This is a genomic window from Arthrobacter sp. Cza30, assembly GCF_059090765.1.
This window is the reverse complement of record NZ_JBNHGA010000005.1, coordinates 264,551-289,463: the sequence shown is the minus strand read 5'-3', so window position 1 is coordinate 289,463 and position 24,913 is coordinate 264,551. Positions and strand designations below refer to the sequence as shown.

Annotated in this window: 25 protein-coding genes; 8 read left to right on the top strand and 17 right to left on the bottom strand. The window is 69.2% G+C overall.

The features are described from left to right. Positions 1-50 precede the first annotated feature (50 nt). The 11 genes from AC5RVZ_RS18605 to AC5RVZ_RS18555 form a co-directional block, all read right to left on the bottom strand. Positions 51-473, bottom strand: a complete 423-nt coding sequence (locus AC5RVZ_RS18605; protein WP_494067221.1) for a fluoride efflux transporter FluC — start codon at positions 471-473, stop codon at positions 51-53. After that, positions 470-928 (bottom strand): fluoride efflux transporter FluC, encoded by a 459-nt coding sequence (locus AC5RVZ_RS18600; RefSeq protein ID WP_494067220.1) that lies wholly within the window; start codon positions 926-928, stop codon positions 470-472. The genes AC5RVZ_RS18605 and AC5RVZ_RS18600 overlap by 4 nt, the downstream gene beginning before the upstream one ends. Continuing rightward, positions 925-1,650 carry a metal-dependent transcriptional regulator gene (locus AC5RVZ_RS18595; protein WP_494067219.1) on the bottom strand — a complete coding sequence of 242 codons (726 nt, stop codon included), beginning with the start codon at positions 1,648-1,650 and terminating at the stop codon, positions 925-927. Before AC5RVZ_RS18595 ends, AC5RVZ_RS18600 begins: the two co-directional genes overlap by 4 nt. Positions 1,651-1,677: 27 nt before the next feature. Next, positions 1,678-2,583, bottom strand: coding sequence for a metal ABC transporter permease (locus tag AC5RVZ_RS18590; RefSeq protein ID WP_494067218.1), 906 nt, complete (start codon positions 2,581-2,583; stop codon positions 1,678-1,680). Next, positions 2,570-3,349 (bottom strand): metal ABC transporter ATP-binding protein, encoded by a 780-nt coding sequence (locus AC5RVZ_RS18585; RefSeq protein WP_494067217.1) that lies wholly within the window; start codon positions 3,347-3,349, stop codon positions 2,570-2,572. The genes AC5RVZ_RS18590 and AC5RVZ_RS18585 overlap by 14 nt, the downstream gene beginning before the upstream one ends. Then, complete coding sequence (locus tag AC5RVZ_RS18580) at positions 3,346-4,254, bottom strand: metal ABC transporter substrate-binding protein (protein ID WP_494067216.1); 909 nt, start codon at positions 4,252-4,254, stop codon at positions 3,346-3,348. The genes AC5RVZ_RS18585 and AC5RVZ_RS18580 overlap by 4 nt, the downstream gene beginning before the upstream one ends. A gap of 65 nt (positions 4,255-4,319) precedes the next feature. After that, entirely contained in the window at positions 4,320-5,078 is a 759-nt protein-coding gene (locus tag AC5RVZ_RS18575; protein ID WP_494067215.1) for a class I SAM-dependent methyltransferase, read from the bottom strand. 25 nt (positions 5,079-5,103) lie between these two features. Then, positions 5,104-5,988: a histidinol-phosphatase gene (gene hisN / locus AC5RVZ_RS18570; protein ID WP_494025617.1), complete on the bottom strand. Its 885-nt coding sequence runs from the start codon at positions 5,986-5,988 to the stop codon at positions 5,104-5,106. Positions 5,989-6,055: 67 nt separating this feature from the next. Beyond that, the gene (gene rsgA, locus AC5RVZ_RS18565) at positions 6,056-7,159 is read right to left on the bottom strand and encodes a ribosome small subunit-dependent GTPase A (RefSeq protein ID WP_494067214.1); all 1,104 of its coding nucleotides are present in this window, start codon (positions 7,157-7,159) and stop codon (positions 6,056-6,058) included. 2 nt (positions 7,160-7,161) lie between these two features. After that, positions 7,162-8,487, bottom strand: coding sequence for a 3-phosphoshikimate 1-carboxyvinyltransferase (gene aroA / locus AC5RVZ_RS18560; RefSeq protein ID WP_494067213.1), 1,326 nt, complete (start codon positions 8,485-8,487; stop codon positions 7,162-7,164). 5 nt (positions 8,488-8,492) lie between these two features. Beyond that, positions 8,493-9,074, bottom strand: a complete 582-nt coding sequence (locus tag AC5RVZ_RS18555) for a DoxX family protein (RefSeq protein ID WP_494067212.1) — start codon at positions 9,072-9,074, stop codon at positions 8,493-8,495. Positions 9,075-9,402: 328 nt separating this feature from the next. On the opposite strand from AC5RVZ_RS18555, the gene AC5RVZ_RS18550 reads away from it, so the two are divergent. Together AC5RVZ_RS18550 and rsrA are read left to right on the top strand one after the other, a co-directional pair. Next, on the top strand, positions 9,403-10,107 hold the full coding sequence (locus AC5RVZ_RS18550; protein ID WP_494067211.1) for a sigma-70 family RNA polymerase sigma factor: 705 nt from the start codon (positions 9,403-9,405) through the stop codon (positions 10,105-10,107). Beyond that, positions 10,104-10,367 (top strand): mycothiol system anti-sigma-R factor, encoded by a 264-nt coding sequence (rsrA, locus tag AC5RVZ_RS18545; protein ID WP_493979048.1) that lies wholly within the window; start codon positions 10,104-10,106, stop codon positions 10,365-10,367. The genes AC5RVZ_RS18550 and rsrA overlap by 4 nt, the downstream gene beginning before the upstream one ends. 123 nt (positions 10,368-10,490) lie before the next feature. Here rsrA and AC5RVZ_RS18540 read toward each other — a convergent pair whose 3' ends face one another. From AC5RVZ_RS18540 to AC5RVZ_RS18520, 5 genes are all read right to left on the bottom strand, one after another. Next, the gene (locus tag AC5RVZ_RS18540) at positions 10,491-10,565 is read right to left on the bottom strand and encodes a 50S ribosomal protein bL37 (RefSeq protein WP_370664980.1); all 75 of its coding nucleotides are present in this window, start codon (positions 10,563-10,565) and stop codon (positions 10,491-10,493) included. A gap of 89 nt (positions 10,566-10,654) precedes the next feature. Next, a complete protein-coding gene (locus tag AC5RVZ_RS18535) occupies positions 10,655-11,251 on the bottom strand; it encodes a PadR family transcriptional regulator (RefSeq protein WP_494067210.1) in 597 nt (198 codons plus the stop codon). Beyond that, entirely contained in the window at positions 11,251-12,075 is an 825-nt protein-coding gene (locus AC5RVZ_RS18530; protein WP_494067209.1) for a DUF4097 family beta strand repeat-containing protein, read from the bottom strand. The genes AC5RVZ_RS18535 and AC5RVZ_RS18530 overlap by 1 nt, the downstream gene beginning before the upstream one ends. Positions 12,076-12,270: 195 nt before the next feature. Then, a complete protein-coding gene (locus tag AC5RVZ_RS18525; RefSeq protein WP_493989216.1) occupies positions 12,271-12,870 on the bottom strand; it encodes a GDSL-type esterase/lipase family protein in 600 nt (199 codons plus the stop codon). Between the two features lie 85 nt (positions 12,871-12,955). Beyond that, complete coding sequence (locus AC5RVZ_RS18520) at positions 12,956-16,765, bottom strand: multifunctional oxoglutarate decarboxylase/oxoglutarate dehydrogenase thiamine pyrophosphate-binding subunit/dihydrolipoyllysine-residue succinyltransferase subunit (protein ID WP_494067208.1); 3,810 nt, start codon at positions 16,763-16,765, stop codon at positions 12,956-12,958. Positions 16,766-17,165: 400 nt separating this feature from the next. Between AC5RVZ_RS18520 and guaB1 the strand changes: the two genes are divergently transcribed. From guaB1 to AC5RVZ_RS18490, 6 genes are all read left to right on the top strand, one after another. Then, the gene (gene guaB1, locus AC5RVZ_RS18515; RefSeq protein WP_494067207.1) at positions 17,166-18,620 is read left to right on the top strand and encodes a GMP reductase; all 1,455 of its coding nucleotides are present in this window, start codon (positions 17,166-17,168) and stop codon (positions 18,618-18,620) included. A gap of 392 nt (positions 18,621-19,012) precedes the next feature. After that, on the top strand, positions 19,013-20,356 hold the full coding sequence (locus tag AC5RVZ_RS18510) for a hemolysin family protein (protein ID WP_494067206.1): 1,344 nt from the start codon (positions 19,013-19,015) through the stop codon (positions 20,354-20,356). An 8-nt stretch (positions 20,357-20,364) separates the two neighbouring features. Continuing rightward, positions 20,365-21,414 (top strand): hemolysin family protein, encoded by a 1,050-nt coding sequence (locus tag AC5RVZ_RS18505; RefSeq protein WP_494067205.1) that lies wholly within the window; start codon positions 20,365-20,367, stop codon positions 21,412-21,414. 201 nt (positions 21,415-21,615) lie between these two features. After that, positions 21,616-22,599 carry a metal ABC transporter solute-binding protein, Zn/Mn family gene (locus AC5RVZ_RS18500; protein WP_494067204.1) on the top strand — a complete coding sequence of 328 codons (984 nt, stop codon included), beginning with the start codon at positions 21,616-21,618 and terminating at the stop codon, positions 22,597-22,599. 109 nt (positions 22,600-22,708) lie between these two features. After that, positions 22,709-23,503, top strand: coding sequence for a metal ABC transporter ATP-binding protein (locus AC5RVZ_RS18495; protein ID WP_494067203.1), 795 nt, complete (start codon positions 22,709-22,711; stop codon positions 23,501-23,503). A 2-nt stretch (positions 23,504-23,505) separates the two neighbouring features. Further along, positions 23,506-24,399 carry a metal ABC transporter permease gene (locus tag AC5RVZ_RS18490; protein WP_494067202.1) on the top strand — a complete coding sequence of 298 codons (894 nt, stop codon included), beginning with the start codon at positions 23,506-23,508 and terminating at the stop codon, positions 24,397-24,399. Positions 24,400-24,442: 43 nt separating this feature from the next. Here AC5RVZ_RS18490 and AC5RVZ_RS18485 read toward each other — a convergent pair whose 3' ends face one another. Further along, positions 24,443-24,886, bottom strand: coding sequence for a Fur family transcriptional regulator (locus AC5RVZ_RS18485; protein ID WP_494000149.1), 444 nt, complete (start codon positions 24,884-24,886; stop codon positions 24,443-24,445). Between the last annotated feature and the right edge of the window lie 27 nt (positions 24,887-24,913).

Genomic DNA, 24,913 nt, shown 5'->3' with positions numbered 1-24,913 from the left:
GGGCCGCCCCCGGCCCGCCGGGACGCCGTCAGGGCAGGCGTCCGAATGCTTCAGGACGGCGCCGCGGCGAGGGCGGCCGCCCCGAGTCCGAGCGCGGCGGCGCCGGTGCCCAGCAGCAGGTTGGCCGCAAGATTGACGACGGCGGCCCGTGTGCGGCGCTCTGCCCACAGCTTAACCGTGGCGACGGTGAAGGAACTGAAAGTGGTCAGTCCGCCGGCCAGGCCGCTGGCCAGCGCCAGTCGCCAAGGCTCGGCCAGGCGCCACGTTTCCGCCGGGCCCGGCTCCTGGCCCACCACGCCGCCGGCGACGAGCCCGAGGATAAACGACCCGGTGACATTGACCAGCAGGGTGGCCCAGGGCCAGTGCTGCTCCGGCCGCCGGCGGGCGGCCTGCAGGCGGGCGAGCCAGGTGTCGGCGGCGAAGCGCAGCAGGGCTCCGGCGGCGCCGAACAGCCCGACGAGCAGCGCCGTCACGCGGCGGCCGCCCGGGTGGTCCGGCGGCCCAGCTTGCGGCCGGCGTGCAGCCCGGCGACGGCGGCGGCCAGCCCCGCGGCCAGGGACAGGCCCAGATACAGCAGCCAGTCGGCGTGGCGGCCCTGCGCCGCCAACTGGTCGACGGCCAGCGCAACGGCGGAGAACGTGGTGAACGAGGCGAGCAGCCCCGGGCCCAGCGCTGCCCGGAGCCAGAATGCGGTGCCGGGACGTTCGGTCCAGAGGGCCGTGAGGACGCCCAGCAGCAGGCTGCCGACCACGTTGATGGCCAGCGTGGTCCACGGGATGGGGCCGTCTTCAGGGAAGGCGACGCCGAGCAGGTAGCGCGCCTCGGCGCCCGCGAAGCCGCCGACGGCGACGGCGGCCCAGGCGCCCGGGCCCGGCAGCGCGGACGGAGCCGCCGCGATGCGAAGCCGCGCGCGCGGCGTCGTGCTCACGAAGCGAGCCGGCAGCCGGGATGCGGATCGCCGTGCACCCACAGGGCGGCGGCGGCCTGGTCGCCCAAATCCAGCTCCCGGGCCGCCCCGTCCGGGCCGAACCGGACCACCAGCGCACCGCCGAAGGGGCGCCGGCCGACCACCTCCACGCGGTCGTCGAGTCCGATCCGCTCGGCGCTGAAGAAGCGCAGGAGGTCGGCATCGGCGTCGCTGATCCGGGTGATCCGGCCGGTGTGTCCGCCGTCGAGCTCTTCCAGCTGCACCGCGCTGGGGACGTGGACGGTGCCGTCCGCCGCGGGGATGGGGTCGCCGTGCGGATCGCGCTGCGGGTGGCCCAGCTTGGCCGCCATCCGGTCGATAAACATGTCGGAGACGGTGTGTTCGAGCAGCTCGGCCTCGTCGTGGACTTCGTCCCAGGCATAGCCGAGTTCCTGCACGAGGAAGGTCTCCAGGACCCGGTGCCGGCGGACCATGGTCAGGGCCAGCCGGCGGCCGGCGTCGGTCAGTTCGATGGCGCTGTACGGCCGGTGGTCCACCAGCTGCAGCTCCACCAGCTTGCGCACCATCTCGGAGACCGAGGAGTTGGCCACCCCGAGCCGGCCGGCCAGCTGCGAGGAGGTGATGGGCTTGTCCTGCCACTCGGTGAAGGCGTAGATGACCTTGACGTAGTCCTGCACGCTGGACGAGCCGCTGCTCAGCGCGGTTTTCCTGGCCGGGGGCATGCGTCTCACTCTCTCGTCGAACGTCTGTCAGGACGGCAGGTTGGCGGCGGCGGCGCCGGAGCCGGGCTGCGCGGGGGAGCCCGCCCCTGCGCGGCGCCGGGCCAACTGCCAGATTACCCCGGTCCGCGGCGCGCCCAGGTAGACCACGAGGAAGACCAGGGCCTGGGCCAGGACCACCGCCGCGCCGGTGGCGACGTCCAGGTAGTAGCTGGCGTAGATGCCGGCGACCGAGGCGGCTGCGGTGACGGAGGCGGCAATCGCCAGCATGGCATCGAACCTGCGGGTCAACAGGAACGCGGTCGCCCCCGGGGTGATGAGCATGGCCACCACCAGCACGATGCCGACCGCCTGCAGCCCGACGACGACGGTGATCGCCAGCAGCCCGAGCAGCAGCACCGACAGCCAGCGGGTGCTGAGCCCGATGGCGTGGGCGTGGATGCGGTCGAAGGCGAACAGCGTCAGGTCGCGGCGCTTGAACAGCAGCACGCACAGCGCCACGGCGCCGAGGATGAGCACCTGCAGCAGTTCGCCGTCGCTGACGCCCAGCACGTTGCCGAAGAGGATGTGCTGCAGGTCGGTCTGGCTGGGCGTCTTGGAGATGATGGCCAGACCGGCCGCGAAAAACGCCGTGAACACCACGCCGATCACGGTGTCGCCCTTCAGGCGGGTGGAGGATCGCACGCCGCCGATCAGCGCCACCGCCGCGGCGCCGAAGATGAACGCGCCCAGCGAGAACGGCACCCCGACGATGTAAGCCAGCGCGACGCCGGGGAGCACGGCGTGGGAGACCGCATCGCCCATCAGCGACCAGCCCATCAGGATCAGCCAGCAGGACAGCACCGCCGACACGACGGAGGCGGCCAGCGTTACCACCAGGGCGCGGGTCAGGAACCCGTACTGCAGGGGTTCCAGCAGCCAGTTAAACAGCTCCACTGCGTGTTCCTTCCCCGGGACCGGCCAGCGCTGAGCCGAAGGCCAGGGCCAGGTTCTCGTTGGTGAGCACGTCTGCCGGCCGGCCGTGCGCGAGTATTCTCTGGTGCAGCAGGATGGCCTCGTCGCACAGCTGCGGGATGCCGGCCAGGTCGTGGGTGGAGATCAGGATCGTCCTGCCCTCGTCGCGCAGTTCCTTCAGCAGGGCGATCAGGACCGCCTCGGAGGCCTTGTCCACCCCGGCGAAGGGCTCATCGAGCAGCAGCAGGCCGGCGTGCTGAGCTGTGCCGCGGGCCACGAAGGCGCGCTTGCGCTGGCCGCCGGAGAGTTCGCCGATCTGCCGGTGCTGCAGGTGGCGCAGGCCGGTGCGTTCCAGGGCTGCGTCAACCGCCTCCCGGTCGGGCCGGCGGGGGCGGCGCATCGGTCCGAGCCGACCGTAACGGCCCATCATCACGACGTCGCGCACGGAGACCGGAAAAGTCCAGTCGACGTCTTCGGACTGCGGCACGTAGCTGGCCAGGTTCAGCTTCCTCGCCTGCCGGGGCGACAGCCCAAACAGTTCCACCGTGCCCGACGCCGGGGGGACCAGTCCCATCAGCGACTTGAACAGCGTGGACTTCCCGGAGCCGTTGACCCCGATCAGCCCGCAGATGGTTCCCGGCGCCACCGTAACGGAAACGCGGTCCAGGGCGACGACGTCGTTGTAGGCCACGGTGAGGCCGAGGACGGAGATGGCGGCGGCGCCGGGCGGGAGGTGGGGGGTGCTCACGGGGCCAGTCCTTCCTTGATCAGGGAGATGTCGTGCCGGATCAGCTCCAGGTGGGTGGGCACTGGGCCATCCGGTCCGGAGAGGGAGTCCACGTACAACGGCGTGATGAGGCGGGCGCCGGTGGCGGCGGCGACCTGCTGCATCGATTCCGGATTGACGGTCGATTCGCAGAACACCGCCGGGATCCGATGTTCGGCGACCTGGCCGATCACGTCCTTGATTTGCCGGGGCGTGCCCTCGGCGTCGGAGTTCACCGGCCAGAGATAGGCCTCACGCAGCCCGGCGTCGCGGGCCAGGTAGGAGAAGGCGCCTTCACAGCTGACCAGGGCCGGAACGGCCGACGGATCGGCGAAGGCCGACTCCAGGCCGGCCATCAGCACGTCCAGCTCCCGATGGTATTCCGCGCCGTTGCGGCGAAAGTCGGCGGCGTGTGCGGGCAGCAGGCGGCTGAAGGCGTCCACGATGTTGTCCACGTACACCTTCGCCGCCTTCGGGGACATCCACGCGTGCGGGTTCGGCTTGCCCGCATAATTCCCGGCGGTGATGCCCACCGGCTCCACGCCGTCGCTGAGGACCACGTGCGGGGCCGGGACGGCATGCAGGAACCGTGCGAACCAGCGTTCGAGGCCCAGCCCGTTGTCCAGGATCAGGTCCGCGTCCTGGGCCCGCACCAGGTCCGACGGCGTGGGCTGGTAGCCGTGGATTTCCGCGCCGACCTTGGTGATGGACGCGACCTCCACGTGGCCGCCGCCGATCGTGTCGGCCATGTCGGCCAGCACGGTGAAGGTGGTCAGCACCAGCGGCCGCTCCGAGGCGGCGGCGGACTCCGGCGGCGCGGCACAGCCGGTGGCGGCCAGCACGAAGGCAACGGCTAGCAGGAACCCCCTCGCGCAAAGTTTCGGCATGCCTAAATTTTGCAGGACGGCCAGCCTCAAAACAAGCGCGGGAGGAAAATGTCCGGGGACCGGGGTCAGATCTTTCTCGCCCGCCAGCTGTGGGTCAGGTAGGGCAGGTCGATCATGGCCCCGGGGGAGTGGCCCAGGTGGTCGTGCAGGTACCAGTCGAGGTTGCCCAGGACCTTCGCCCGGGTGGCCTCCGCCGCGCGCAGGTAGTAGCTGCGCGTTTTGACCAGCTCCATCACGTCGCCGGTGCTGAGCCGGTCCAGCCACCGGGTCTCGTGCCCTTCCGGCGGGCCGAACTCCGGGCCGACGCGGGGGCGGAAACCGGGCTTGAGCACGTCGCCGGCATGCATGATGCGCGAGAGCCGGTGCACCCACGGCACGCCGGTATCCAACTGGTTCCACACCAGGCCCAGGGTCCCGCCGGGCTTGAGGATGCGCGCGACTTCGGTGCTTGCCCGCAGCGGATCGGTCCAGTGCCAGGCCTGGGCCACGGTGACCACGTCCATGCCGGCGTCGGGGAGGCCGGTATCCTCGGCGGTGCCCACCACGGTGGCCACGCCCGGGAGGTTCCGCTCCAGCTGCGCGAGCATGTCCGCAGAGGGATCCACCGCAACCACCCGCAGCCCGCGGGCGGCCAGGGCGGCGGTGTACTTTCCGGTGCCGGCTCCCACGTCGGCGGCGCCCCGCGCGCCGGCCGGCAGCAGCCAGTCGACGGCGTCGTCGGGGTAGCCGGGACGGATGCGGTCGTAGTGTTCGCCGCCCTGCTGGAAGGTGTTGGCGTAGGCGCGCCGCTGCTCATCGTCCATCCGGGGGCCGCTGTGTGCCACGTGGTGCTCCTCGTGCGGCGGCGTGCTAGCGGCCCTCGCCGGCGGCCTCGACGCTGCCGGCGGCTTCGTCGTCGTACGCTGCCGCGGCCGACCCGGCGGGGCGCTGTCCGCGCAGTTCGGGGTTCAGGCGGTGCAGGGCCTCCACGTGGAGCAGGCCGTTGGTGGCCAGCGCGTTGCCGCCGAACGGGCCGTCTTCGCCCTCCAGCGAGCTGAACCGCCCGCCGGCTTCGGTCACGATCGGCACCAGGGCGGCCATGTCGTAGAGGTTCAGTTCCGGTTCGCAGGCGATGTCCACGGCGCCCTCGGCCACCAGGCAGTAGGACCAGAAATCGCCGAAGGCCCGCGTGCGCCAAACGGATTCGGTCAGGCCGAGGAAGTCGTCCAGGTTCCCGCGTTCCTTCCAGCCGCCCAGGCTGGAGTAGGACAGCGACGCGTTCTCCAGCCGGTCCACGGCGGAGACCTGGAGCCGGGTCGCGGTGGCCAGCGAACGTCCCGTGTAGGCGCCGGTTCCCTTGGCGGCCCACCAGCGCTTGCCCAGTGCCGGCGCGCTGACCAGCCCGACCACCGGCTGCCCCTCGTCCACCAACGCGATCAGGGTGGCCCAGACCGGTACGCCCCGGACAAAGTTCTTGGTGCCGTCAATCGGGTCGATGATCCAGCGGCGGGCGCCGTGGCCGCTGCTGCCGAATTCTTCGCCGAGCACGGCGTCGCGCGGGCGGGAGCGGGAGAGCTGCCCGCGGATTGCCTCTTCGGCGGCACGGTCGGCGTCCGTGACCGGCGTCAGGTCCGGCTTGGTCTCGACCTTCAGGTCGAGGGCCTTGAAGCGGGCCATGGTCTGCGCGTCCACGGAGTCGGCCATCACGTGGGCCAGGCGCAGGTCGTCGTTGTAGCTTTGCGAAGCGTGGGTCATAGGTTTCAACCTATCGGTAAGTGAAGTGCGGACGCGGGAGGCGGAGCTGCAGCCCGGCGGGCGGCCCTTAGACGGTGCCGAGTTCTTTGGCCTCGGGGCGCTCCTCGGCGCCCAGCAGGCGGCGCAGCGACGCAAGCCTCGCCGCCCCGGCGTCGCCGGCCCCGCCGTCCGCCACGTAGGGGTCCAGCCCGCAGCCCACGGCGGCGGCGTCATGCTTGCAGCCGCGCGGACAGTCGGCGGTGCCGGGCTCCAGGTCGGGGAAGGCGGACAGGATCCGGTCGGGGTCCACATAGGCCAGACCGAAGGAACGGATGCCCGGGGTGTCGATAATCCAGGTGCCGGCGGGCGAGTCCTGGACCTTCAGCGCCAGGGCCGACGACGACGTGTGCCGGCCGCGCCCGGTGACGGCGTTGACTCCGCCGGTCGCGCGCTGGGCCCCGGTGAGCGCATTGACCATGGTGGACTTGCCGACGCCCGAGTGGCCGAGGGTGACGGTGACCTTGCCGTCGAGATAACCGCGCAGCGCGGCCACGGCCTCAGTATCGAGCCGCGCGGACAGGCCCTCGTCGGAGCGGGTGTCCACGCCGAGGGCGTCGGCAGCGGCGGTGCGGCTGACGATCACCGGCAGCTCCAGGTGCTCGTAATTGGACAGCAGCTCGGCGGGGTCCTTCAGGTCGGCCTTGGTGACGCACAGCAGCGGGCGGATCCCGGCGTCGTACGCGGCCACCAGCGCCCGGTCGATGAACCCGGTGCGGGGTTCGGGGTTCGCCGCCGCCACCACGATGACCAGCTGGTCGGCGTTGGCCACCACCGCGCGTTCAACCGGATCGGTGTCGTCGGCGCTGCGGCGCAGCAGGGTGCGCCGTTCCTCCACCCGGACCAGCCGGGCGAGGCTGTCGGGTTCGCCGGAGACATCGCCGACCAGGGCCACGAAGTCCCCGGTGACCACCGGGGTGCGGCGCAGCTCGCGGGCCCGGGCCGCGACGACGATGCGCTCGCGGGCAGTGTCCTCATCGACGACGGCGGTGTAGCGGCCGCGGTCGACGGTGACGATCCGCCCGAGTTCCGCATCCTCGTGGGCCGGGCGGTCCTTGGTGCGCGGACGGGAACCGCGCTTGTTCGGGCGGATGCGCACATCCGATTCGTCCCAGCTGCCGGTGCTGCGCGACACCGTCAGCCCTCGCTGGCCGAGGCGGCCGGCGCAACGGTGAACATGTCCTGCCACAGCTGCGGGAACTCGGGCATCGTCTTCGCCGTGGTGCCGATGTCCTCGACCTCCACGCCGCGCACGGCCAAGCCGAGGATGGCGCCAGCGGTCGCCATGCGGTGGTCTTCGTAGGAATGGAACAGGCCGCCGTGCAGCGGCTTGGGCCGGATCAGCAGACCGTCCTCCGTCTCCTCGGCGTCGCCGCCCAGCCGGTTGATTTCCGCCACCAGGGCCGCCAAGCGGTCCGTCTCATGGCCGCGCAGGTGGGCAATGCCGCTCAGGCGGGACTCGCCGTCGGCCAACGCGCACAGCGCTGCCGCGGTCGGCGCCAGCTCGCTGGTGTCGGCGAGGTCGGCGCCGGTGATCGAGGCGCCGCCGGTGACGGTCAGGGTGCCGTCCTCCAGCGTGACCGTGGCGCCCAGCCGGGGCAGGATGTCCCGCCAGGCGTCGCCCACCTGGGTGGTGGCGGTGGGCCAGTTGGGGATCCTGACCCGTCCGCGGGTGGCCAGGGCGGCGGCCAGGAACGGGCCGGCGTTGGAAAGATCCTGCTCGATCCGGGTGTCGAAGGCACGGATCGGGCCCGGGGAGACCACCCAGTGGTTGGGGGTGGAGTCGTCGACGCTCACGCCCAGGTCCCGCAGCAGCCGCACCGTCATGGAGATGTGATCCAGGCTCGGCACGCGGTCGCCGGTGTGCTCGAGGTGCAGTCCGTCGCGGAAACGGGGGCCGACCAGCAGGAGGGCGGAAACGAACTGCGAGGAGGCGCTGGCATCGATCGCCAGGTGGCCTCCGGCCACTTCACCCGTGCCGGTGACGCGGAACGGCAGGCTGCCGAGCCCGCGGTCGTCCACGTCCACGCCCAGCCGGCGCAGTGCGTCGATGGTGGGGGACATGGGCCGGCGGCGCGCGGCCGGGTCGCCGTCGAACTCCACGGCGCCGCTGCACAGCGCGGCCAGCGGCGGCACGAACCGCATGACCGTGCCGGCCAGTCCGCAGTCGATGCCGGCGGCGCCCAGCGGACGCGCCGGGTCGATCGGTTCCACCAGCAGATCCGGGCCGAACCGGCCGTCGCCCTCGGTCTCGGTGATGCCGGCTCCCAATGAGCGCAGCGCCTCCACCATCAGGGACGTGTCCCGCGAGTGCAGCGGGGAGCGCAGCCGGGACGGGCCGTCGGCCAGCGCGGCGAGCACCAGATAGCGGTTGGTCAGGGACTTGGAGGCGGGAACCTCTACGATTGCGTCGATCGGCCGCTCCGCGAACGGGGCAGGCCAGTGGGTGGCAGTGTGGGGCATTGCGTTCAGGATGCCACCACGTCCGCCGTTGCTTCGCGCACTGCCCGTTCGGCCCGCTTCAGCTGCTTCCGGGCGTCGTGGCCGATCGAGCCGGCATTGCGGCGCGCGTCTTTGCTGATGGAGCGCACGTTGCGCCGGGCGTCGGCGGCAAGGTGCTCGGCCCGCCACACCAGGCCGGGCCGGCCATTGGTATCCACAGCGGCGAGCAGGACCGCCCCGATCAACGACAGATTCTTCAGCAGCTGGGTGCGGCGCGAGCGCCTGGCATCCGGCGTTGCGGCGTCGGCGGCGCGGTAATCCACCACGGTGTTAAGCGCGGTGGTGCCGGCCAGCACCGCAGCCGCGAGCCGCGAGAACCTGCCCATGCCCAGGAGCACGCCTGCCCCCACCTGGGCTGCGCCGACAGCGCGCGCCAACAGCTTCTCCTGCCCGGCCAGGGCGCCGGCCGCAGGCAGGGCGGATTCCGCCTGCTGAACCAGCGGCCGCAGGGACACCGCCGTTTCCTCGGTGTGGCGCAGACGGTCGATGCCGGTTGCTACAAAGCTTGTGGCCAGCAGCGGGCGGGCGGCAAGGCGGACGATTGACATGGAAGCCTCCTGGCTGTCAGCGTGCGTCGAAGGATCTGCGCCTTTCCCGGAGCCGGGGCCCAGGGAAGGAGGCACTGCACACTAGTCTGGCACTTTTGTTGGCACCGCACACCTCGCCGGGCCGTTTGCGGCGGCCGGTGGGGAATAGTTGCGGGGCATCGGCGGTTAGCCATGAGAGGAAGGCCGGTGCATTGTCTCCGGCCGGCAAGGTGTCGAAACGGAGGGAGATCCTGTGCCTACAGCGCTAGCCGAACGGGGCCGGGCAGGCCCGGTTCCCGGCGCAGCGTCCGCCCCGGCGTCGGGGCAGCCCAGCGTAGACTGGGAGCCAATGACGACTGAGAATTCGGACGCCACCCAGGACCGCGCCACCCCCGCCACAACGGGGGAGCCGGACGAGGTCGACGTCCAGACGGAAACCGCCGACCAGCGCCGTGCCCGGTTCGAACGCGACGCCATGCAGTATGTGGACCAGCTCTATTCGGCGGCGATGCGGATGGCACGCAATCCCAGCGACGCCGAGGACCTGGTGCAGGAGGCCTACACCAAGGCGTTTTCGGCCTTCCACCAGTACAAGCCGGGCACCAATCTCAAGGCCTGGCTGTACCGGATCCTGACCAATACGTACATCAACCTCTACCGGAAGCGGCAGCGCGAGCCGCAACAGTCCAACACGGACCAGGTCGAGGACTGGCAGATGTTCCAGGCCGCCGCGCACACCTCCTCCGGGCTCCGCTCGGCGGAAGCGGAGGCGCTGGACCACTTGCCGGACTCGGACGTGAAGAACGCCCTCCAGGCGATCCCGGAGGAATTCCGGCTGGCCGTCTACTTTTCGGACGTGGAGGGCTTCGCGTACAAGGAAATATCGGAAATCATGAACACCCCCATCGGCACCGTGATGTCCCGCCTGCACCGGGGACGCAAACTGCTGCGCGAACTGCTCGCAGATTATGCGCACGAACGTGGCATGTCCGGCACCAAGGACAAGAAAAACGCCGCGGCGGCGGTGGGGACACAACAGGAGAACGGCACATGAGCGACTGCCACGGACTGGGCGACTGCGAAGACGACCGGATGCAGCGGATCTACGAGTACGTCGACGGCGCACTCTCCCGCGATGACCTAGCGGAGATCAAAGCGCATCTGGACAGCTGTCCCGAATGCGCCGAAGAACACAACCTGGAGTGCCTGATCCGCTCGGTGGTGAAGCGCTCCTGCCAGGAGCATGCACCACAGACGCTGAAGGAACGGATCCTGGACAGGATCAGCCACATCAGGGAAACCGACACCGTATAACGGGCCTGCCGCACCCATACGGCAGGGAACGCGCCGGGACCAACGAAAGAACCCCCGCCGCCCAACCGGGCGCGGGGGTTCTCCCGTCAGCAGCTTCAGCCGCGCGGGCTGTTAGCCGACTGCTTAGGTGTTGGGGCGCTTGCCGTGGTTTGCGCCGCCGCGCTTACGGTCTTTGCGCTTGCGTGCCCGCTTGCTCATGGCTGCCTCCTTTGCTGGACGAAAAAGAACTGCGTACCAGTCTGTCATATGCCCGCCCCGCCTCCTAACCGGAGGAGGGTCCGGACGGGTCAGCGCAGGGCCGCCGTGATGGAGGCCTTGGCCTGCTCCAGCACGGTCCTGATGGTCTGCACGGCGACTTCGTCCACGGTGCCGGCCGCCGTCCGCCGGCGCAAGTGCACCCTCACGTCGTCGCGGAAGTCGTTGAGCAGGTGTTCCAGTTCCTTCACCGTGCGCTGTCCGGCGGCCTCGGCCGCCCGCGGCGACTTCCGGGCGTTGCTGCGGGCGGCCTCGGCCGAGGCGGCGAGGTCGGCCCGCAGCCCCTTCATCGAACTGCGCAGTTCCTCCCGCAGCTCGTCCGCGAGCCGCCGCACCGAGGCAGAGATGTCGGCTTCGACCCCGGCCAGCTCTTCCCGGCGGGCAGCCAGTTCCGCCCGCCCGGCGTCGGTGATGCTGTACACCGTGCGCCGGCCATCGGACGAGGTGATCACCAGCCCTTCCTCCTCAAGTTTGGCCAGCCTGGGGTAGACGGTGCCGGCGCTGGGGGAATAGGTGCCGCCGAACCGGTCGCTGAGGGCGCGGATGATGTCATACCCATGCTTGTCGCCCTCCGCCACCAGCGCGAGCAGGTAGAGCCGCAGGGCACCGTGCGCGAAGACCGGGGTCATCAGCCGACCTGGCTTCCGGCGTTGTCCCGGTGGAAGACCGCCAAGGTGCCCGAAACCGTGGTGGAGCGGATGGTGAGCCCGGGGCCCTCGGGTCCGATCCGGGTTTTCACCTTCTCGGAGAGGCCGAAAAACTTCTGGTCGTTCACAGTGATGCTGCCGGTGGCCGAGGAAGCAGCCACCTCCACCCCGCATTCCTCCGGTACGCGCACGGTAACGTCGCCGGAGACGGAATTGACGGCCAAGTCCTCCGGGGCGCCGTGCAAATCGAACCCCAGGTCCCCGCTGACCGTGCTGGCGCGGATGTGGCCCAGGAAGCCCGAGGCGGTGATTTCGCCGGAGACGCTCTTGGCCACCAGATTCCCGCTGTGCTCGCGGACGATGATTTCGCCGCTGACCGTATTGACGGTGAGCATGCCGGCGGTGTCGTCCGCCATCATGGATCCGGTGACCGTGCTGACCTCCGCCCCGGCCGCCGTACCGCACACCAGGCCGTCGCCACTGACCGTGGCGGCCTTGACCGGCAGGTCCCGGGGAACGCCAATACTGATCACCGCTTCGTCCCGGGCTCCGGGAAGCACGAGGTTGACGCGGCGGGCGAGGAAACCCAGCGGGCCGTCGCCGGCCTTGCCGTGGCTGATCTCCAGCGTGCCGTTGCGCAGGGTCATTTCCAGGGGTGATCCGGCGACCTCGGAGACCTCCACGCGGACCGTCGGCTCGTCATGGACGATGATGTCCAGCCGCCCCTTGACGATGGATGCCCGCAGCGAACGGACATCGTCGACGTCGATCGTCCGGGGACCGTCGATGCTCCAGGTATCGTTCATGGCCTGTCCTGCCTGTGGCGATATACCGCTCCAAACGCGATATATCTTGTGATGCAAGACACGATATATCGCGATGGCCGCGCCCGCAAGGGCCGGAACCGCCTCCTTAAGCGGAACGGCGGGACCGGACATTCTCCGGTCCCGCCGAGGCGGTGTTGAGGGCCTGCGCGGCACACCCGTGCCGTGCGCGTCCGCTCAGAAAGGCTCGGGCAGGTCCAGCCACGGGTACCACCCGCGGTGCAGCACCAGCCACGCCAGCAGCCCGTAGCCCGCCTGGCCGGGGCCCCCGCCGTTGCTGGCCAGGTCAGTGCGCCACTGCTCGTGGTTCAGCAACGGCGTGAAGGTGTCGACGAAGACGTGCTTGCGCCGCGTGGTCACATCGCCGAAGGCGGTGGACAGCTCGGCCAGTTGGATGTTGCGGTCCGGGTCCAGTCCCGGCGGCGGGCCGACGACGAAGACCTTGACGCTCAGCTGCGCCGCGCCGTCGAGGATGTTCGCCAGGTTGAGCCGGCTGCGCGCCGTGGACAGTCCGAGCTCGAGATCGCGGCCGGACAGCCCGATGACGAGCCGGTTTTCGAAGCCGTCATCGAAACGCCGTCCGGCTTCCTGCAACCAGCGGCCGGCCAGTTCCTCCGTTCCTTCGTTGGGCGAGGCCAGCACGAAGGATTCCAGGGTGGCTGGATCCGGGTTGGTCCGGGCCAAGGTGCGGCCGAGCCAGCCGAGGGCGCGCGGGTCGCCCACACCGGCCAGCAGTTGATCACCCACGGCGGCGATCCTGATTCTGCGTTGCTCCACGGGTAGCTTTCTGGTTCGACGGGTTGGAAGCGTGCTTAAACGAAAGTGGGCGGGGCGCCCTGCGGCACCCCGCCCGCCATCTTACTCAGCGGCGTTCAAAGGCCTTCTTGACCAGGACATCCTGCTCCGCGGCGTGGCGCTTGGCCGAGCCGGTGGAGGTGGCAGCGGAGGCCGGGCGGGAAACCAGGCGCACCGGACGGTCCAAGGCCTCGGGCAGGTACAGGCCCATGAAGGGCCACGGGCCCTGGTTGGCCGGTTCGTCCTGTGCCCAGACGATTTCCGCGTTCGGGTACTTGGCCAGCTCCGCCTTGATCTCGTCGACCGGCAGCGGGTAGAGCTGTTCGACCCGGACGAGCGCGGTCTTCGTGTCGGAGTTCTTCTGGCGCGCAGCCAGCAGGTCGTAGTAGAGCCGGCCGGAAACCAGCACCACACGGTCGACCTCCTGGCCGTTCAGGTCCTGAACGTCGCCGATGACCGGCTGGAACGTGCCGCTGGTGAAGTCCTCCACCTTGGCCGCGGCAGCCTTCAGCCGCAGCAGCTGCTTCGGCGTGAAGATGATCAGCGGCTTGCGCGGCCGGTTGTAGGCCTGGCGGCGCAGCAGGTGGAAGTGCGAGGCCGGGGTGGTCGGGTTGGCCACGATCATGTTGTCCTCGGCGCACATCTGCAGGAACCGCTCGATCCGGGCCGACGAGTGGTCCGGGCCCTGGCCTTCGTAGCCGTGCGGCAGCAGCAGCACCAGCGACGACCGCTGGCCCCACTTCTGCTCGGCCGAGGAGAGGAACTCGTCGATCACCGTCTGGGCGCCGTTGACGAAGTCGCCGAACTGGGCCTCCCACAGCACCAGCGCGTCCGGGCGCTCGACCGAGTAGCCGTATTCGAAGCCCATGGCCGCGTACTCGGACAGCAGCGAATCGTAGATCCACAGCTTGGCCTGGTCGTCGGACAGGTGGCTCAGCGGCGCCCACTCTTCGCCAGTGACGCGGTCGTGGAAGACCGCGTGACGCTGGACGAAGGTGCCGCGGCGGGAGTCCTGGCCGGCCAGGCGCACCGGCACCCCTTCCATCAGCAGCGAGCCGAAGGCCGCGAGTTCGCCGAAGCCCCAGTCGATGTTGCCCTCGCGGGACATCTGCTCGCGGCGCTCCAGCAGCGCCTTCAGCTTCGGGTGGACGGAGAAGCCCTCCGGTATTTCCACGTGCGCCTTGCCGATCCGGGCCATCATCTCGGCGGAGACGGCGGTGCCGGCAGGCACGTTGGCCCTGTCCTCGGTCTGCTGGGAGAGCGGGCGCTCCAGGTCGGACACGGCCGCGGAGTCCTTGGTGATCACCGGGATCGGCGAGGTCTGCGCCGCGTGGGTCTCGGCGAAGACACGCTCCAGCCGTTCCTGGTAGTCGCGCAGGGCCTGGTCGGCTTCTTCCTGGGTGATATCGCCGCGGCCCACCAGGGCCTCCGTGTACAGCTTGCGGGTGGAACGCTTGGCCTCGATGAGGTTGTACATCATCGGCTGCGTCATCGAGGGATCGTCACCCTCGTTGTGTCCGCGACGCCGATAGCAGACCATGTCGATGACGACGTCCTTCTGGAAGCGCTGGCGGTACTCGTAGGCCAACTGTCCCACGCGGACCACGGCCTCGGGGTCGTCACCGTTCACATGGAAGACCGGGGCCTGGATCATCTTCGCAACGTCGGTGGAGTACACCGAGGACCGCGAGGCGTGCGGCGACGTGGTGAAACCGACCTGGTTGTTCACCACGATGTGCACGGTGCCGCCGGTGCGGTAGCCGCGCAGCTGCGACAGGTTCAGGGTTTCGGCCACCACACCCTGGCCGGCGAAGGCCGCGTCGCCGTGGATGATGACCGGCAGCACCGGGAACTCGTCGCCCCTGTCCAGGCGGTCCTGCTTGGCGCGGGTGATGCCCTCGAGCACCGGATCGACCGCCTCCAGGTGGGAGGGGTTGGCGGCGAGGTAGACCTTGGTCTCGTTGCCGTTGTCGGAGGTGAACTTCCCTTCCGTGCCCAGGTGGTACTTCACGTCACCGGAGCCCTGGACGCTGCGCGGGTCCGGGGTGCCCTCGAACTCGCGGAAGACCTGTGCGTAGGTCTTGCCGGCGATGTTGGTGAGCACGTTCAGCCGGCCGCGGTGTGCCATGCCGATGGCCACTTCATCCAGGCCGTCGTCGGCGGCGTCGGAAATCACGGCATCCAGCAGCGGGATCAGGGATTCCCCGCCCTCCAGCGAGAAGCGCTTCTGGCCCACGAACTTGGTCTGCAGGAAGGTCTCGAACGCCTCGGCGGCGTTGAGCTTGCCCAGGATGCGCAACTGCTCCTCGCGGCTGGGCTTGGCGTACTCGCGTTCCAGCTCGTTCTGGAACCACTCCCGCTCGGCCGGGTCCTGGATGTGCATGTATTCGATGCCGGTGGTGCGGCAGTAGGCATCACGCAGCACGCCCAGGATGTCGCGCAGCTTCAGGCGGTCCTTGCCGCCGAATCCGCCGGTGACCCATTCGCGGTCCAGGTCCCAGAGGGTCAGCCCGTACGTGTTGATGTCCAGGTCCGGGTGCTTGCGCTGCACGTACTCCAGCGGGTTGGTGTCCGCCATCAGGTGGCCGCGGACGCGGTAGGCGTGCACCAGTTGCTGGATGCGGGCCACCTTGTTGACCTGCAGGTCGACGTCCACCTGGTTGTCCGGCCGCCAGCGGACCGGCTCGTACGGGATGCGCAGTGCTTCGAAGATCTCGTCGTAGAAGCCCTGCTCGCCCAGCAACAGCGATTCGATCAGGCGCAGGAACTCGCCCGAGCCGGCGCCCTGGATGACCCGGTGGTCGTAGGTGGAGGTGAGCGTGATGATCTTGCCGACGCCCTGCGCGGCGATCGTCCGTTCGCTGGCGCCGCGGAACTCGGCCGGGTACTCGAGGGCACCGACGCCCACGATGGTGGCCTGGCCCTTGGACAGCCGGGGGACGGAGTGCACCGTGCCGATGCCGCCGGGGTTGGTCAGCGAAACCGTGGTGCCGGCGTAATCGTCGGCGGTGAGCTTCCCGGCGCGGGCCCGCTTGATCAGGTCCTCGTAGGTGTGCCAGAACTCGGAGAAGTTCATGGTTTCGGCGCGCTTGATGTTCGGCACCACCAGCAGGCGGGTGCCGTCGGGCTTGGGCATGTCGATGGCGATGCCGAAGTTGACGTGGGCCGGCTGGACAGCGGCGGGCTTGCCGTCGATCTCGTCGTAGTGGACGTTCTGGCTGGGGAACTGGCCCAGCGCCTTGACCACGGCGTAGCCGATGAGGTGGGTGAAGGAGACTTTGCCGCCGCGGGCGCGGGCCAGGTTGGAGTTGATCACCAGGCGGTTGTCGATCAGCAGCTTGGCGGGAACCGCGCGCACCGTCGTCGCGGTTGGCACGCTCAGGCTGGCGTCCATGTTGGTGGCGATGGCCTTGGCCGGGCCGCGCAGCACGGAGACGGTGTCTTCTTCGGCCAGTGCGCTGGGCGCGGATTTGGGCAACTGGGCGGGGATCGGGGCAGGCTTCGCCTCCGCCTTTTCGGCCGGCTCGGCCTTCGCTGCCGGCTTGGCGGGGGCAGCGGAGCTATTGGTGGAGGTGTTGGGGGCCGGCTCGTTGTCGGCGGGAATCGGCTTGGTTTCGGCCTGCTCCGTAGCCGTGCTCTCGCCCGAGGCCTGGGGCGCCGTATTAGCCGCGGCGGGGCGGGAAGGCGCGGTGGCGCCCGCCGGGGAAGCTGCAGTGTCTTTCGGGCTGCCGTCGCCGCCGTTGGCCGCCTCGAAGATGCTCCACCATTTCTTGTCCACGGAATTCTTGTCTTGGAGGTACTGCTCGTAGATTTCGTCAACGAGCCATTCGTTACCGCCGAATTCTTCGGGTAGACGAAGGTTGGGATGCTCTGGCACTTGTGATACGCCTCTTCCGTGAATTGCCGCTTGCCCTGCAGATCACGCGCTTCCCTTGGCTGCCTTCCGAACCTGCCGGCCAGCAGCGGAATTGCGAGTGCGCATCTGCCGCGCACTAGATCTGGACCAGTTGCCAGTCTAATGACACTTTCCCAACGCAGGCTAATCTTTAGCGTTTAAGCGGAGGATCTTCGTGCCGATTCGTCCCGCGGCCCGCCGGCCCTAGACTTTCAGGGGAGCAGGGAAATTCTCAGGCGGCCCGGCCCGCCCTCCGTGTGCAGCAACCGGCAGCGCACGGACACAACGGATCCGGACTCCTGTCCCGCAGCCCCACCTACCTGACCGGCCGCCGCGCCCCTGGCCGTCCCGGCCTGCACGGCGACGAGGAAAGAGAGCAGCCATGCGCCTGATCAACGAGCCGATGACCGACCTGACCTACTCGGACGTTTTCCTGGTCCCTTCGCGCTCGGATATCACCTCGAGGCTAGATGTGGACCTGTCAGCCGGCGACGGCACCGGGAGCACCATTCCCCTGGTCGTGGCGAACATGACCGCCGTCAGCGGCCGCCGCATGGCGGAGACGATGGCGCGGCGCGGCGGGCTGGCCGTGCTGCCGCAGGATGTCCCGCTGAACGTGCTGGCCGAGGTCACCGGCTGGATCAAGGACCGCCACATCGTCTTCGAAACGCCGTTGGAACTGACCGCGGGCAACACCGTGATCGACGCCGTGCACCTGATGGACAAACGCGCGCACGGCGCGGTCGCGGTGGTGGACGACGCCGGCAAGTGCGTGGGCGTGGTGCGCGCCGAGGACTGTGAGGGCGTGGACCGCTACGCGTCGCTGGAGTCGGTGATGGCGGCCCACCCTCTGCTGCTGGATGCCTCCATGTTCAACGCCGGGGCGGACACCGCGCTGCGGCAGGCCTTCGACCTGTTCGACTCGGCCTCGGCGTCCTTTGCGCCGGTCGTGGACGACGACGGCGTGCTGGTCGGCGCGCTCACCCGCGCCGGCGCGCTGCGCTCGACCATCTACACTCCCGCGCTGGATCCGCAGGGCCGGCTGAAGGTAGCCGCCGCCGTCGGGATTAATGGCGACGTCCGCGCCAAGACCGAGGCGCTGCTGCAGGCCGGGGTGGACGTTTTGGTGGTTGATACAGCCCACGGGCACCAGCGCAAGATGTTCGAGGCCCTCGAAGCCGTCCGCAGCCTGAACCCGCAGGTTCCGGTGGTCGCCGGCAACGTGGTCAGCGCCGACGGCGTGCGCGACCTGGTCGAAGCCGGTGCGGACATCGTCAAGGTCGGCGTGGGGCCCGGCGCCATGTGCACCACCCGCATGATGACGGCCGTGGGCCGGCCGCAGTTCTCCGCCGTGCAGGAATGCGCGGAGGCGGCCCGGGAGCTCGGCGCCCACGTGTGGGCCGATGGCGGGGTCCGCTATCCGCGCGATGTCGCCCTGGCGCTGGCGGCCGGTGCCAGCCAGGTGATGATCGGTTCCTGGTTCGCCGGAACGCACGAAAGCCCGGGAGACCTGCTCACCGACAGCAACGGCCGCAAGTACAAGGAAAGCTTCGGCATGGCGTCGGCCCGCGCCGTCCAGAACCGGACCCGGCGGGAGGACGCCTTTGAGCGGGCCCGCAAGGCGCTCTTCGAAGAAGGAATTTCGTCCTCCAAGATGTACCTGGACCCGCTGCGCCCCGGCGTCGAGGACCTGCTGGACGGGATCACCGCCGGCCTGCGCAGCTCGCTGACCTACGCCGGCGCACAGAACCTGGTGCAGTTCCGCGAACGCGCCATCGTGGGCGTGCAGTCGGCCGCCGGCTATGAAGAAGGCCGTCCGCTGCCGGAGAGCTGGTAGGAGTTCCGGCGGCCGGAGCCTGTGTGCGCCCGTCCCGCTCCGGCGGGGGACTGGCGCGGAGGGCCCGGCGCCGTACGCCGGCGGCAGAACGGCCGCCTGGGACTGCCCGCGGCCCAACCCCGCCTGCTAGGCTATTGCCCATAATGGACAGCTATTCTAGGAGCCGGTCCGTGACGCACCCCGCAGGGCAGGCAGCATGCCGGACCGCGGGAGCACAGGCAGCCCAAACGGGCGCCGCGTGCGAGGCGTCACCCAGCACCGGCAAATCCCGTGCACGTGCCCGTCACACACTTGCCGCCCGCGCGGCCGGTCAGGAGCCTCCTAGTCCGGGCTCGGACGACCCCCCTCCGGTTCCATCCGACCGCCTGATGTTCGGGGCGGTGGCGCGCTAGATGGAATGGATCCAAATCACCGCCGGCATGCTGCTGATCCTCGGCACCGGCTTTTTTGTCGCCGTGGAATTCGCCCTGGTGGCCCTTGACCAGCCCACCGTGCAGCGCGCCATCGACAACGGCGACCGCGGCGCAGTGCCGCTGATGAAATGCCTGAAGTCCCTCTCCACGCAACTCTCCAGCTGCCAGCTCGGCATCACCCTCACCACGCTGCTGACCGGTTTCCTGATGGAACCGGCCATCAGCTCGCTGCTGCGTCCGTCGCTGACCGCGCTGGGCCTGGCCGAGGCCGTCATCCAGCCGGTCGGTGCGGTGATCGCCATGGTGATCGCCACCCTCCTGTCCATGCTGCTGGGCGAACTCGTGCCCAAGAACGCGTCCATCGCCTTGCCCATGGCGGTCGGCAAGCTGGTGGCCCGGCCCCAGCTGATCTTCACCGCGGTGTTCAAGCCGTTCGTGCTGCTGCTCAACGGCTTCGCCAACAAGGTGCTGCACCTGTTCGGGCTGGAGGCCAAAGAAGAACTGTCCGGCGCCCGCACGCCGTCCGAGCTGGCATCGCTGGTACGCCGCTCCGCGGAAATGGGCACCCTGGATGCCGGGACCGCGAACTTCCTCGCCAAGACCTTGTCTTTCTCCGGCAGGACCGCGGCCGACGTGATGACGCCGCGCATCCGGGTGGAGTTCATCGACGCGGACCAGACCGTGGCCGACCTCATCGCCGCCGCCCGCCGCACCGGCTTCTCCCGGTTCCCGGTGCTCGGCGATTCCCCCGACGACGTCCGCGGCGTCGCGCACATCAAGAAGGCGATCGGGGTGCCGCGCAAGAAGCGTCCGCACCTGCCCGTGGGCACCATCATGGCCGACGTGCTGCGGGTGCCCGAGACGGTGCACCTGGATTCGCTGCTGTCGGAGCTGCGGGCCGCAAACCTGCAGTTCGCCGTGGTGCTCGACGAGTACGGCGGCACCGCCGGCGTGGTGACGCTGGAGGACCTGGTGGAAGAGATCGTGGGCGAAGTCGCCGACGAGCACGACCGGGTGAAGCCCGGCGTGCTGCAGAGCGCCACCGGAAACTGGTATTTCCCCGGCCTGCTGCGTCCGGACGAGGTCAGCGAGCAAATCCCGCAGCTGACCGTGCCCGACGGGGCCAGCTACGAAACGGTCGGCGGCTTTATCATGGCGCAGCTGGGCAGGATTGCGGTGGTGGGCGACACCGTGGCCGTGGACGGCGGCACGCTGGAAGTCGAGCGGTTGGACGGACGGCGGGTGGACCGTGTTCGTTTCATCCCGAGTCCGGCAACCGGTGCGGTGCTGCCTGAGGCCGGCACCGCGGGCGGTGCGCTCTGATGGCCGCCATGGGAATTTTCTGGCTGGTAGTGCTGCTGTTCGCCAACGCGTTCTTCGTCGGCGCCGAATTCGCCGTCATGTCCGCCCGCCGCAGCCAGATCGAGCCGCTGGCCGACAGCGGCTCCAAGCGCGCCAAGACCACGCTTTGGGCCATGGAGCACGTCTCCCTGATGCTGGCCTGCGCGCAGCTGGGCATCACCGTGTGTTCGCTGCTGATCCTGAACGTGGCCGAGCCGGCGATCAAGGAACTGCTGCTGCTGCCGCTGGAGGGGTGGCTGGGCATTCCGCACGAGATCTCCTACGGCATTTCGTTCGCCGTGGCGCTGCTGCTGGTGACGTTCCTGCACGTGACCTTCGGCGAAATGGTTCCGAAGAACATGTCCGTGTCCATGGCGGACAAGGCCGCGCTGCTGCTGGCTCCGCCGCTGGTGGCGGTCTCCAAGGTGGTGCGGCCGGTGATCTTCACCCTGAACTGGACCGCGAACCACTTGCTGCGGGCCGTGCGGATCGAGCCGAAGGACGAGGTCTCTTCCACCTTTACGCTGGAGGAAGTCCAGTCCATTGTGCAGGAATCCACCAGGCACGGGCTGGTCGACGACGACGCCGGGCTGATCTCCAGTTCGCTGGAGTTCTCGGCGGTGACCGCCGCCGCCGTGATGGTGCCGCTTGATGAATTGGTCACCATCGGCGTCGACACCACGCCGGCGCAGTTCGAGCGCGCGGTGGGGCGGACCGGGTTCTCCCGGTTTGCCGTGGCCGATGCCAGCGACAACCTCACCGGGTACCTGCACCTCAAGGATGTGATGACCATTCCGGAGGACCGGCTCAACAAGACGATTCCGGTCACCAAGGTCCGCACCCTGGCCAATCTGGCGCTCGATGACGAGATCGAGGACGCGCTCGCCGTGATGCAGCGCACCGGATCGCACCTTGCCCGGGTGCTGGGATCCGACGGCACTACGCACGGCGTGCTGTTCCTCGAGGACGTGTTGGAAGTGCTGGTGGGCGAGATCCGCGACGAAACGCAGGCCCAGGGACTGCGCCGGACCGGCGAATAGCCCTCGCGCGGCGCGGGGCGGCAGGACAGTCCCGCGCCGCGCGCCGGTCCCGAGCCGGGCGGGGCCGCCTTGGCCGCTCCTCTGCCGCGCACACTTGTGAGCCGCGCCTGCCCCGGCCGAATGCGAACGGTTCGCAACTGCGTTATGCTGAAAACCCTTATTGTTACTGATTCTCATTATGAGTAGAACCGAGGTTTGCCCGTGAGGCTCTCACGAACCGCTCCCGTATTGGCCGGGCTGGCCGCGGCCGCGGCGCTGCTGTCCGGCTGCGCCGCCGCAGGGGGAGAGGCCGAAGGTGACGGCAAGCTGAGCGTGGTCGCTTCCACCAATGTCTACGGTGATGTGGCCCAAACCATCGGCGGCGAGCACGTCGACGTCACCTCGATCATCGACCGGATGGCCCAGGATCCGCACTCCTATGAGGCAACGGCGCGGGACAAACTGGCGATCTCCCAGGCCGACCTGGTGCTGGAAAACGGCGGGGGCTACGACACCTTCATGCACACGCTGGCGGACGAGACCGGCGTCGACCACGACTACCTCATCACTGCGGTGGAACTGTCGCCGCTGCCCGGAGCCAAAGCCGCCGAGACAGGACAGGCCCACGGAGGCGGCGACGCGGGGCAAACGGAGGACAGCCACGCGGACCACAGCCACGGCGGCTTCAATGAACACGTTTGGTACGACCTGCCGACCATGGCCGCGATTGCGGACGCCATCGCGGAGAAGCTCTCGGCCCTGGACCCGGAGCAGGCCGAAACCTTCCGGGCCAATGCAGACCAGTTTCGCGCCGGAATCGACGGCCTCCAGAGCGACATCGACGAACTCGCAGCCACGGCGACCGGGGAAGCCGTAGCGGCCACAGATCCGGTGCCGCTGCACTTATTCGATGCGCTGGGACTGGAGAACAAGACCCCGGCAGGCTTCATGGAGGCAGCCGAGGAAGGAAATGACGCCGCCCCGGCAGCCCTGAGGGAGGCCGAGGAGCTGATTTCCGGCGGGTCGGTACGGTTCGTCGCCTATAACGAACAGACCGAAGGGCCGCAGACCCAGGGCCTGCGCAAATTGGCGCAGAAGGCGGGCATCGAGGTCCTCAACTTCACCGAGACCCTGCCGCCGGACCAGGACTACCTGGCCTGGATGGCGGAGAACCTGGAATCGGTGAACCAGGCGCTGGACGCGTGACCGGACAGGACGCCGGGCTGTGGTTAACTGAGGCAGTCCAAGCCGGACGCCGCAAGTGCCGCATCCCCTTCGTGCGCTGCGCGGCACGGAAGCTCAAAGGAACACTGCCATGACTCCCGCCGTCCGATTGCAGGGTGCCTCGCTGTCCTTCGGCCAGCGCGTGCTGTGGCATGACCTCGACCTGACCATCAACCCGGGCGAGTTCTTCGCGGTGCTGGGCCCCAACGGCTCCGGCAAGACGAGCTTCCTGCGCGTATTGCTGGGCCTGCAGCCGCTGAGCAGTGGCACGGCCGAGGTCAACGGACGGCCGCTGGAGCGCGGGAGCCGGGACATCGGCTATATCCCCCAACAAAAGACCTTCGCTCCGGAGACCCCGCTGCGTGCGCGCGACCTGGTGGGCCTGGGCCTGGACGGGCACCGGTGGGGCATTCGGCTGAACGGCCGCAGGCATCGCCGGCGGGTGGACGAACTGCTTGAGATGGTGGGCGCCTCCGGTTACGCGGAAGCCCCGGTCGGGCAACTGTCCGGCGGCGAGCAACAGCGGCTGCGGGCGGCCCAGGCGCTGGCCTCCGACCCCCAGGTGCTGCTCTGCGACGAGCCTTTGCTCTCGCTGGACCTGCACCACCAGCAGGCCGTGAGTTCCATGATCAACAGGCAATGCCATGAAAGGAACAGCGCGGTCGTCTTCGTCACGCACGAAATCAATCCGATCATCGACTATGTGGACCGGGTGCTCTACCTGGCCGGCGGCCAGTTCCGCGTTGGCACGCCGAAAGAAGTGATGACCACCGAGGTGCTGTCGCACATGTACAACAGCCACGTCGAGGTCATCCACAACCAGGGCCGGATCATCGTGGTGGGGCTTCCCTACGCGACCACCCACCACCACGGCGAGGCGGTGTAGGCATGGATGCATCGGAACTGCTGAACTCGGTCTTCAACTTCAACGACTACGGCGACCTGCTCCCACTGGTGCGCAACTCGCTGATTGCCGGCGCCGTCCTGGGCCTGGTCGGCGGCCTGATCGGCGTGTTCGTGATGATGCGCGACCTCGCCTTTGCCGTGCACGGCATCGCCGAGCTGTCCTTCGCCGGGGCGGCATTCGCACTGCTGATCGGCGCGAACGTGGTGTTCGGCTCGCTGGTGGGCTCGGTGATCGCGGCCGTGGTCCTGGGCATGCTGGGCATGCGGGCACGGGACCGGAACTCGATCACGGGCGTGATCATGTCCTTCGGGCTGGGCCTGGGGATCCTGTTCCTCTCGCTCTACGAGGGCCGCTCGGCGAACAAGTTCGGCCTGCTGACCGGGCAGATCGTGTCCGTGGACACGGTGCAGCTGAACCTTCTGACCGCGGGTTCGGCCGTGGTGGTGCTGGGGCTTGTGGCCATCTGGCGTCCGCTGGCCTTCGCCAGCGCCGATCCGGACCTGGCCGAGGCCCGCGGCGTGCCTGTGGGTGCCCTCGCGATCGTGTTCATGTTCCTGCTGGGACTTGCCGTGGCGCTGTCCATCCAGGTGGTCGGTGCCTTGCTGGTGTTGTCCCTGGTCATCACCCCGGCCGCCGCGGCGCTCCGGGTGAGCAGTTCGCCGCGCGTGGTCGTGCTGCTGAGCGTGGTGTTCGCGGTGACCGCTGTGGTGGGCGGCATCCTGCTGGCCCTGGGCGGCAGCCTGCCGATCAGCCCCTACGTCACGACGATCTCGTTCCTGATCTACGTGGTCTGCCGGTTGGCCGGGGCACGGCGGCAACGGAGCGGCAAGGTGGGGCGGCGCGACGTCGCCGCGGTACGGGTGACCGCCGGCTAAACGCCGTCGGGCGCGGCGTCGCCGCCGAAAGGGTGACCGCCGGTTAAGCGCTGGCGGGGGCGGCGCTGCAGTCCGGGCACAGCCCGTACATTTCGACGGTGTGGGCAACCTGCGTGAAGCCGTGCTCCGCCGCCATTCGGGCAGCCCATTGCTCCACCGCCGGAGCCTCAATTTCCACGGTCTTGCCGCAGGTGCGGCAGAGCAAGTGGTGATGGTGATGTTCGACGGCGCAGCGCCGGTACACGGCCTCGCCCTCGCCGCTGCGCATCACGTCAACTTGCCCGTCGTCGGCCATGGCCTGCAGAATCCGGTAGGTGGTGGCCAGCGAGACCGAGTCGCCGCGGTCCTGCAGCAAGCGGTGCAGTTCCTGCGTGCTGACGAAGTCCTCCAGGCTGTCCAAGGCGGCGGCCACGGCCACCCTCTGGCGGGTGACCCGCTGTTCCGAACCGCGGCGCTGCGCCTGCGGTTTCGCTGAAGGAACGGACATGTCCGCTTCGGCTCCTCGCTGTCGATA

Excerpts from the sequence above, each read along its gene's own strand:
- AC5RVZ_RS18595 (WP_494067219.1), bottom strand. The coding sequence starts at position 1,650 with ATGCCCCCGGCCAGGAAAACCGCGCTGAGCAGCGGCTCGTCCAGCGTG.
- guaB1 (WP_494067207.1), top strand. The coding sequence starts at position 17,166 with ATGCGCCTGATCAACGAGCCGATGACCGACCTGACCTACTCGGACGTT.
- aroA (WP_494067213.1), bottom strand. The coding sequence starts at position 8,487 with ATGCCCCACACTGCCACCCACTGGCCTGCCCCGTTCGCGGAGCGGCCG.
- AC5RVZ_RS18485 (WP_494000149.1), bottom strand. The coding sequence starts at position 24,886 with ATGTCCGTTCCTTCAGCGAAACCGCAGGCGCAGCGCCGCGGTTCGGAA.
- AC5RVZ_RS18510 (WP_494067206.1), top strand. The coding sequence starts at position 19,013 with ATGGAATGGATCCAAATCACCGCCGGCATGCTGCTGATCCTCGGCACC.
- hisN (WP_494025617.1), bottom strand. The coding sequence starts at position 5,988 with ATGACCCACGCTTCGCAAAGCTACAACGACGACCTGCGCCTGGCCCAC.
- rsrA (WP_493979048.1), top strand. The coding sequence starts at position 10,104 with ATGAGCGACTGCCACGGACTGGGCGACTGCGAAGACGACCGGATGCAG.
- AC5RVZ_RS18555 (WP_494067212.1), bottom strand. The coding sequence starts at position 9,074 with ATGTCAATCGTCCGCCTTGCCGCCCGCCCGCTGCTGGCCACAAGCTTT.
- AC5RVZ_RS18505 (WP_494067205.1), top strand. The coding sequence starts at position 20,365 with ATGGGAATTTTCTGGCTGGTAGTGCTGCTGTTCGCCAACGCGTTCTTC.
- AC5RVZ_RS18530 (WP_494067209.1), bottom strand. The coding sequence starts at position 12,075 with ATGAACGATACCTGGAGCATCGACGGTCCCCGGACGATCGACGTCGAC.
- AC5RVZ_RS18580 (WP_494067216.1), bottom strand. The coding sequence starts at position 4,254 with ATGCCGAAACTTTGCGCGAGGGGGTTCCTGCTAGCCGTTGCCTTCGTG.
- AC5RVZ_RS18550 (WP_494067211.1), top strand. The coding sequence starts at position 9,403 with ATGACGACTGAGAATTCGGACGCCACCCAGGACCGCGCCACCCCCGCC.
- AC5RVZ_RS18495 (WP_494067203.1), top strand. The coding sequence starts at position 22,709 with ATGACTCCCGCCGTCCGATTGCAGGGTGCCTCGCTGTCCTTCGGCCAG.
- AC5RVZ_RS18490 (WP_494067202.1), top strand. The coding sequence starts at position 23,506 with ATGGATGCATCGGAACTGCTGAACTCGGTCTTCAACTTCAACGACTAC.
- AC5RVZ_RS18535 (WP_494067210.1), bottom strand. The coding sequence starts at position 11,251 with ATGACCCCGGTCTTCGCGCACGGTGCCCTGCGGCTCTACCTGCTCGCG.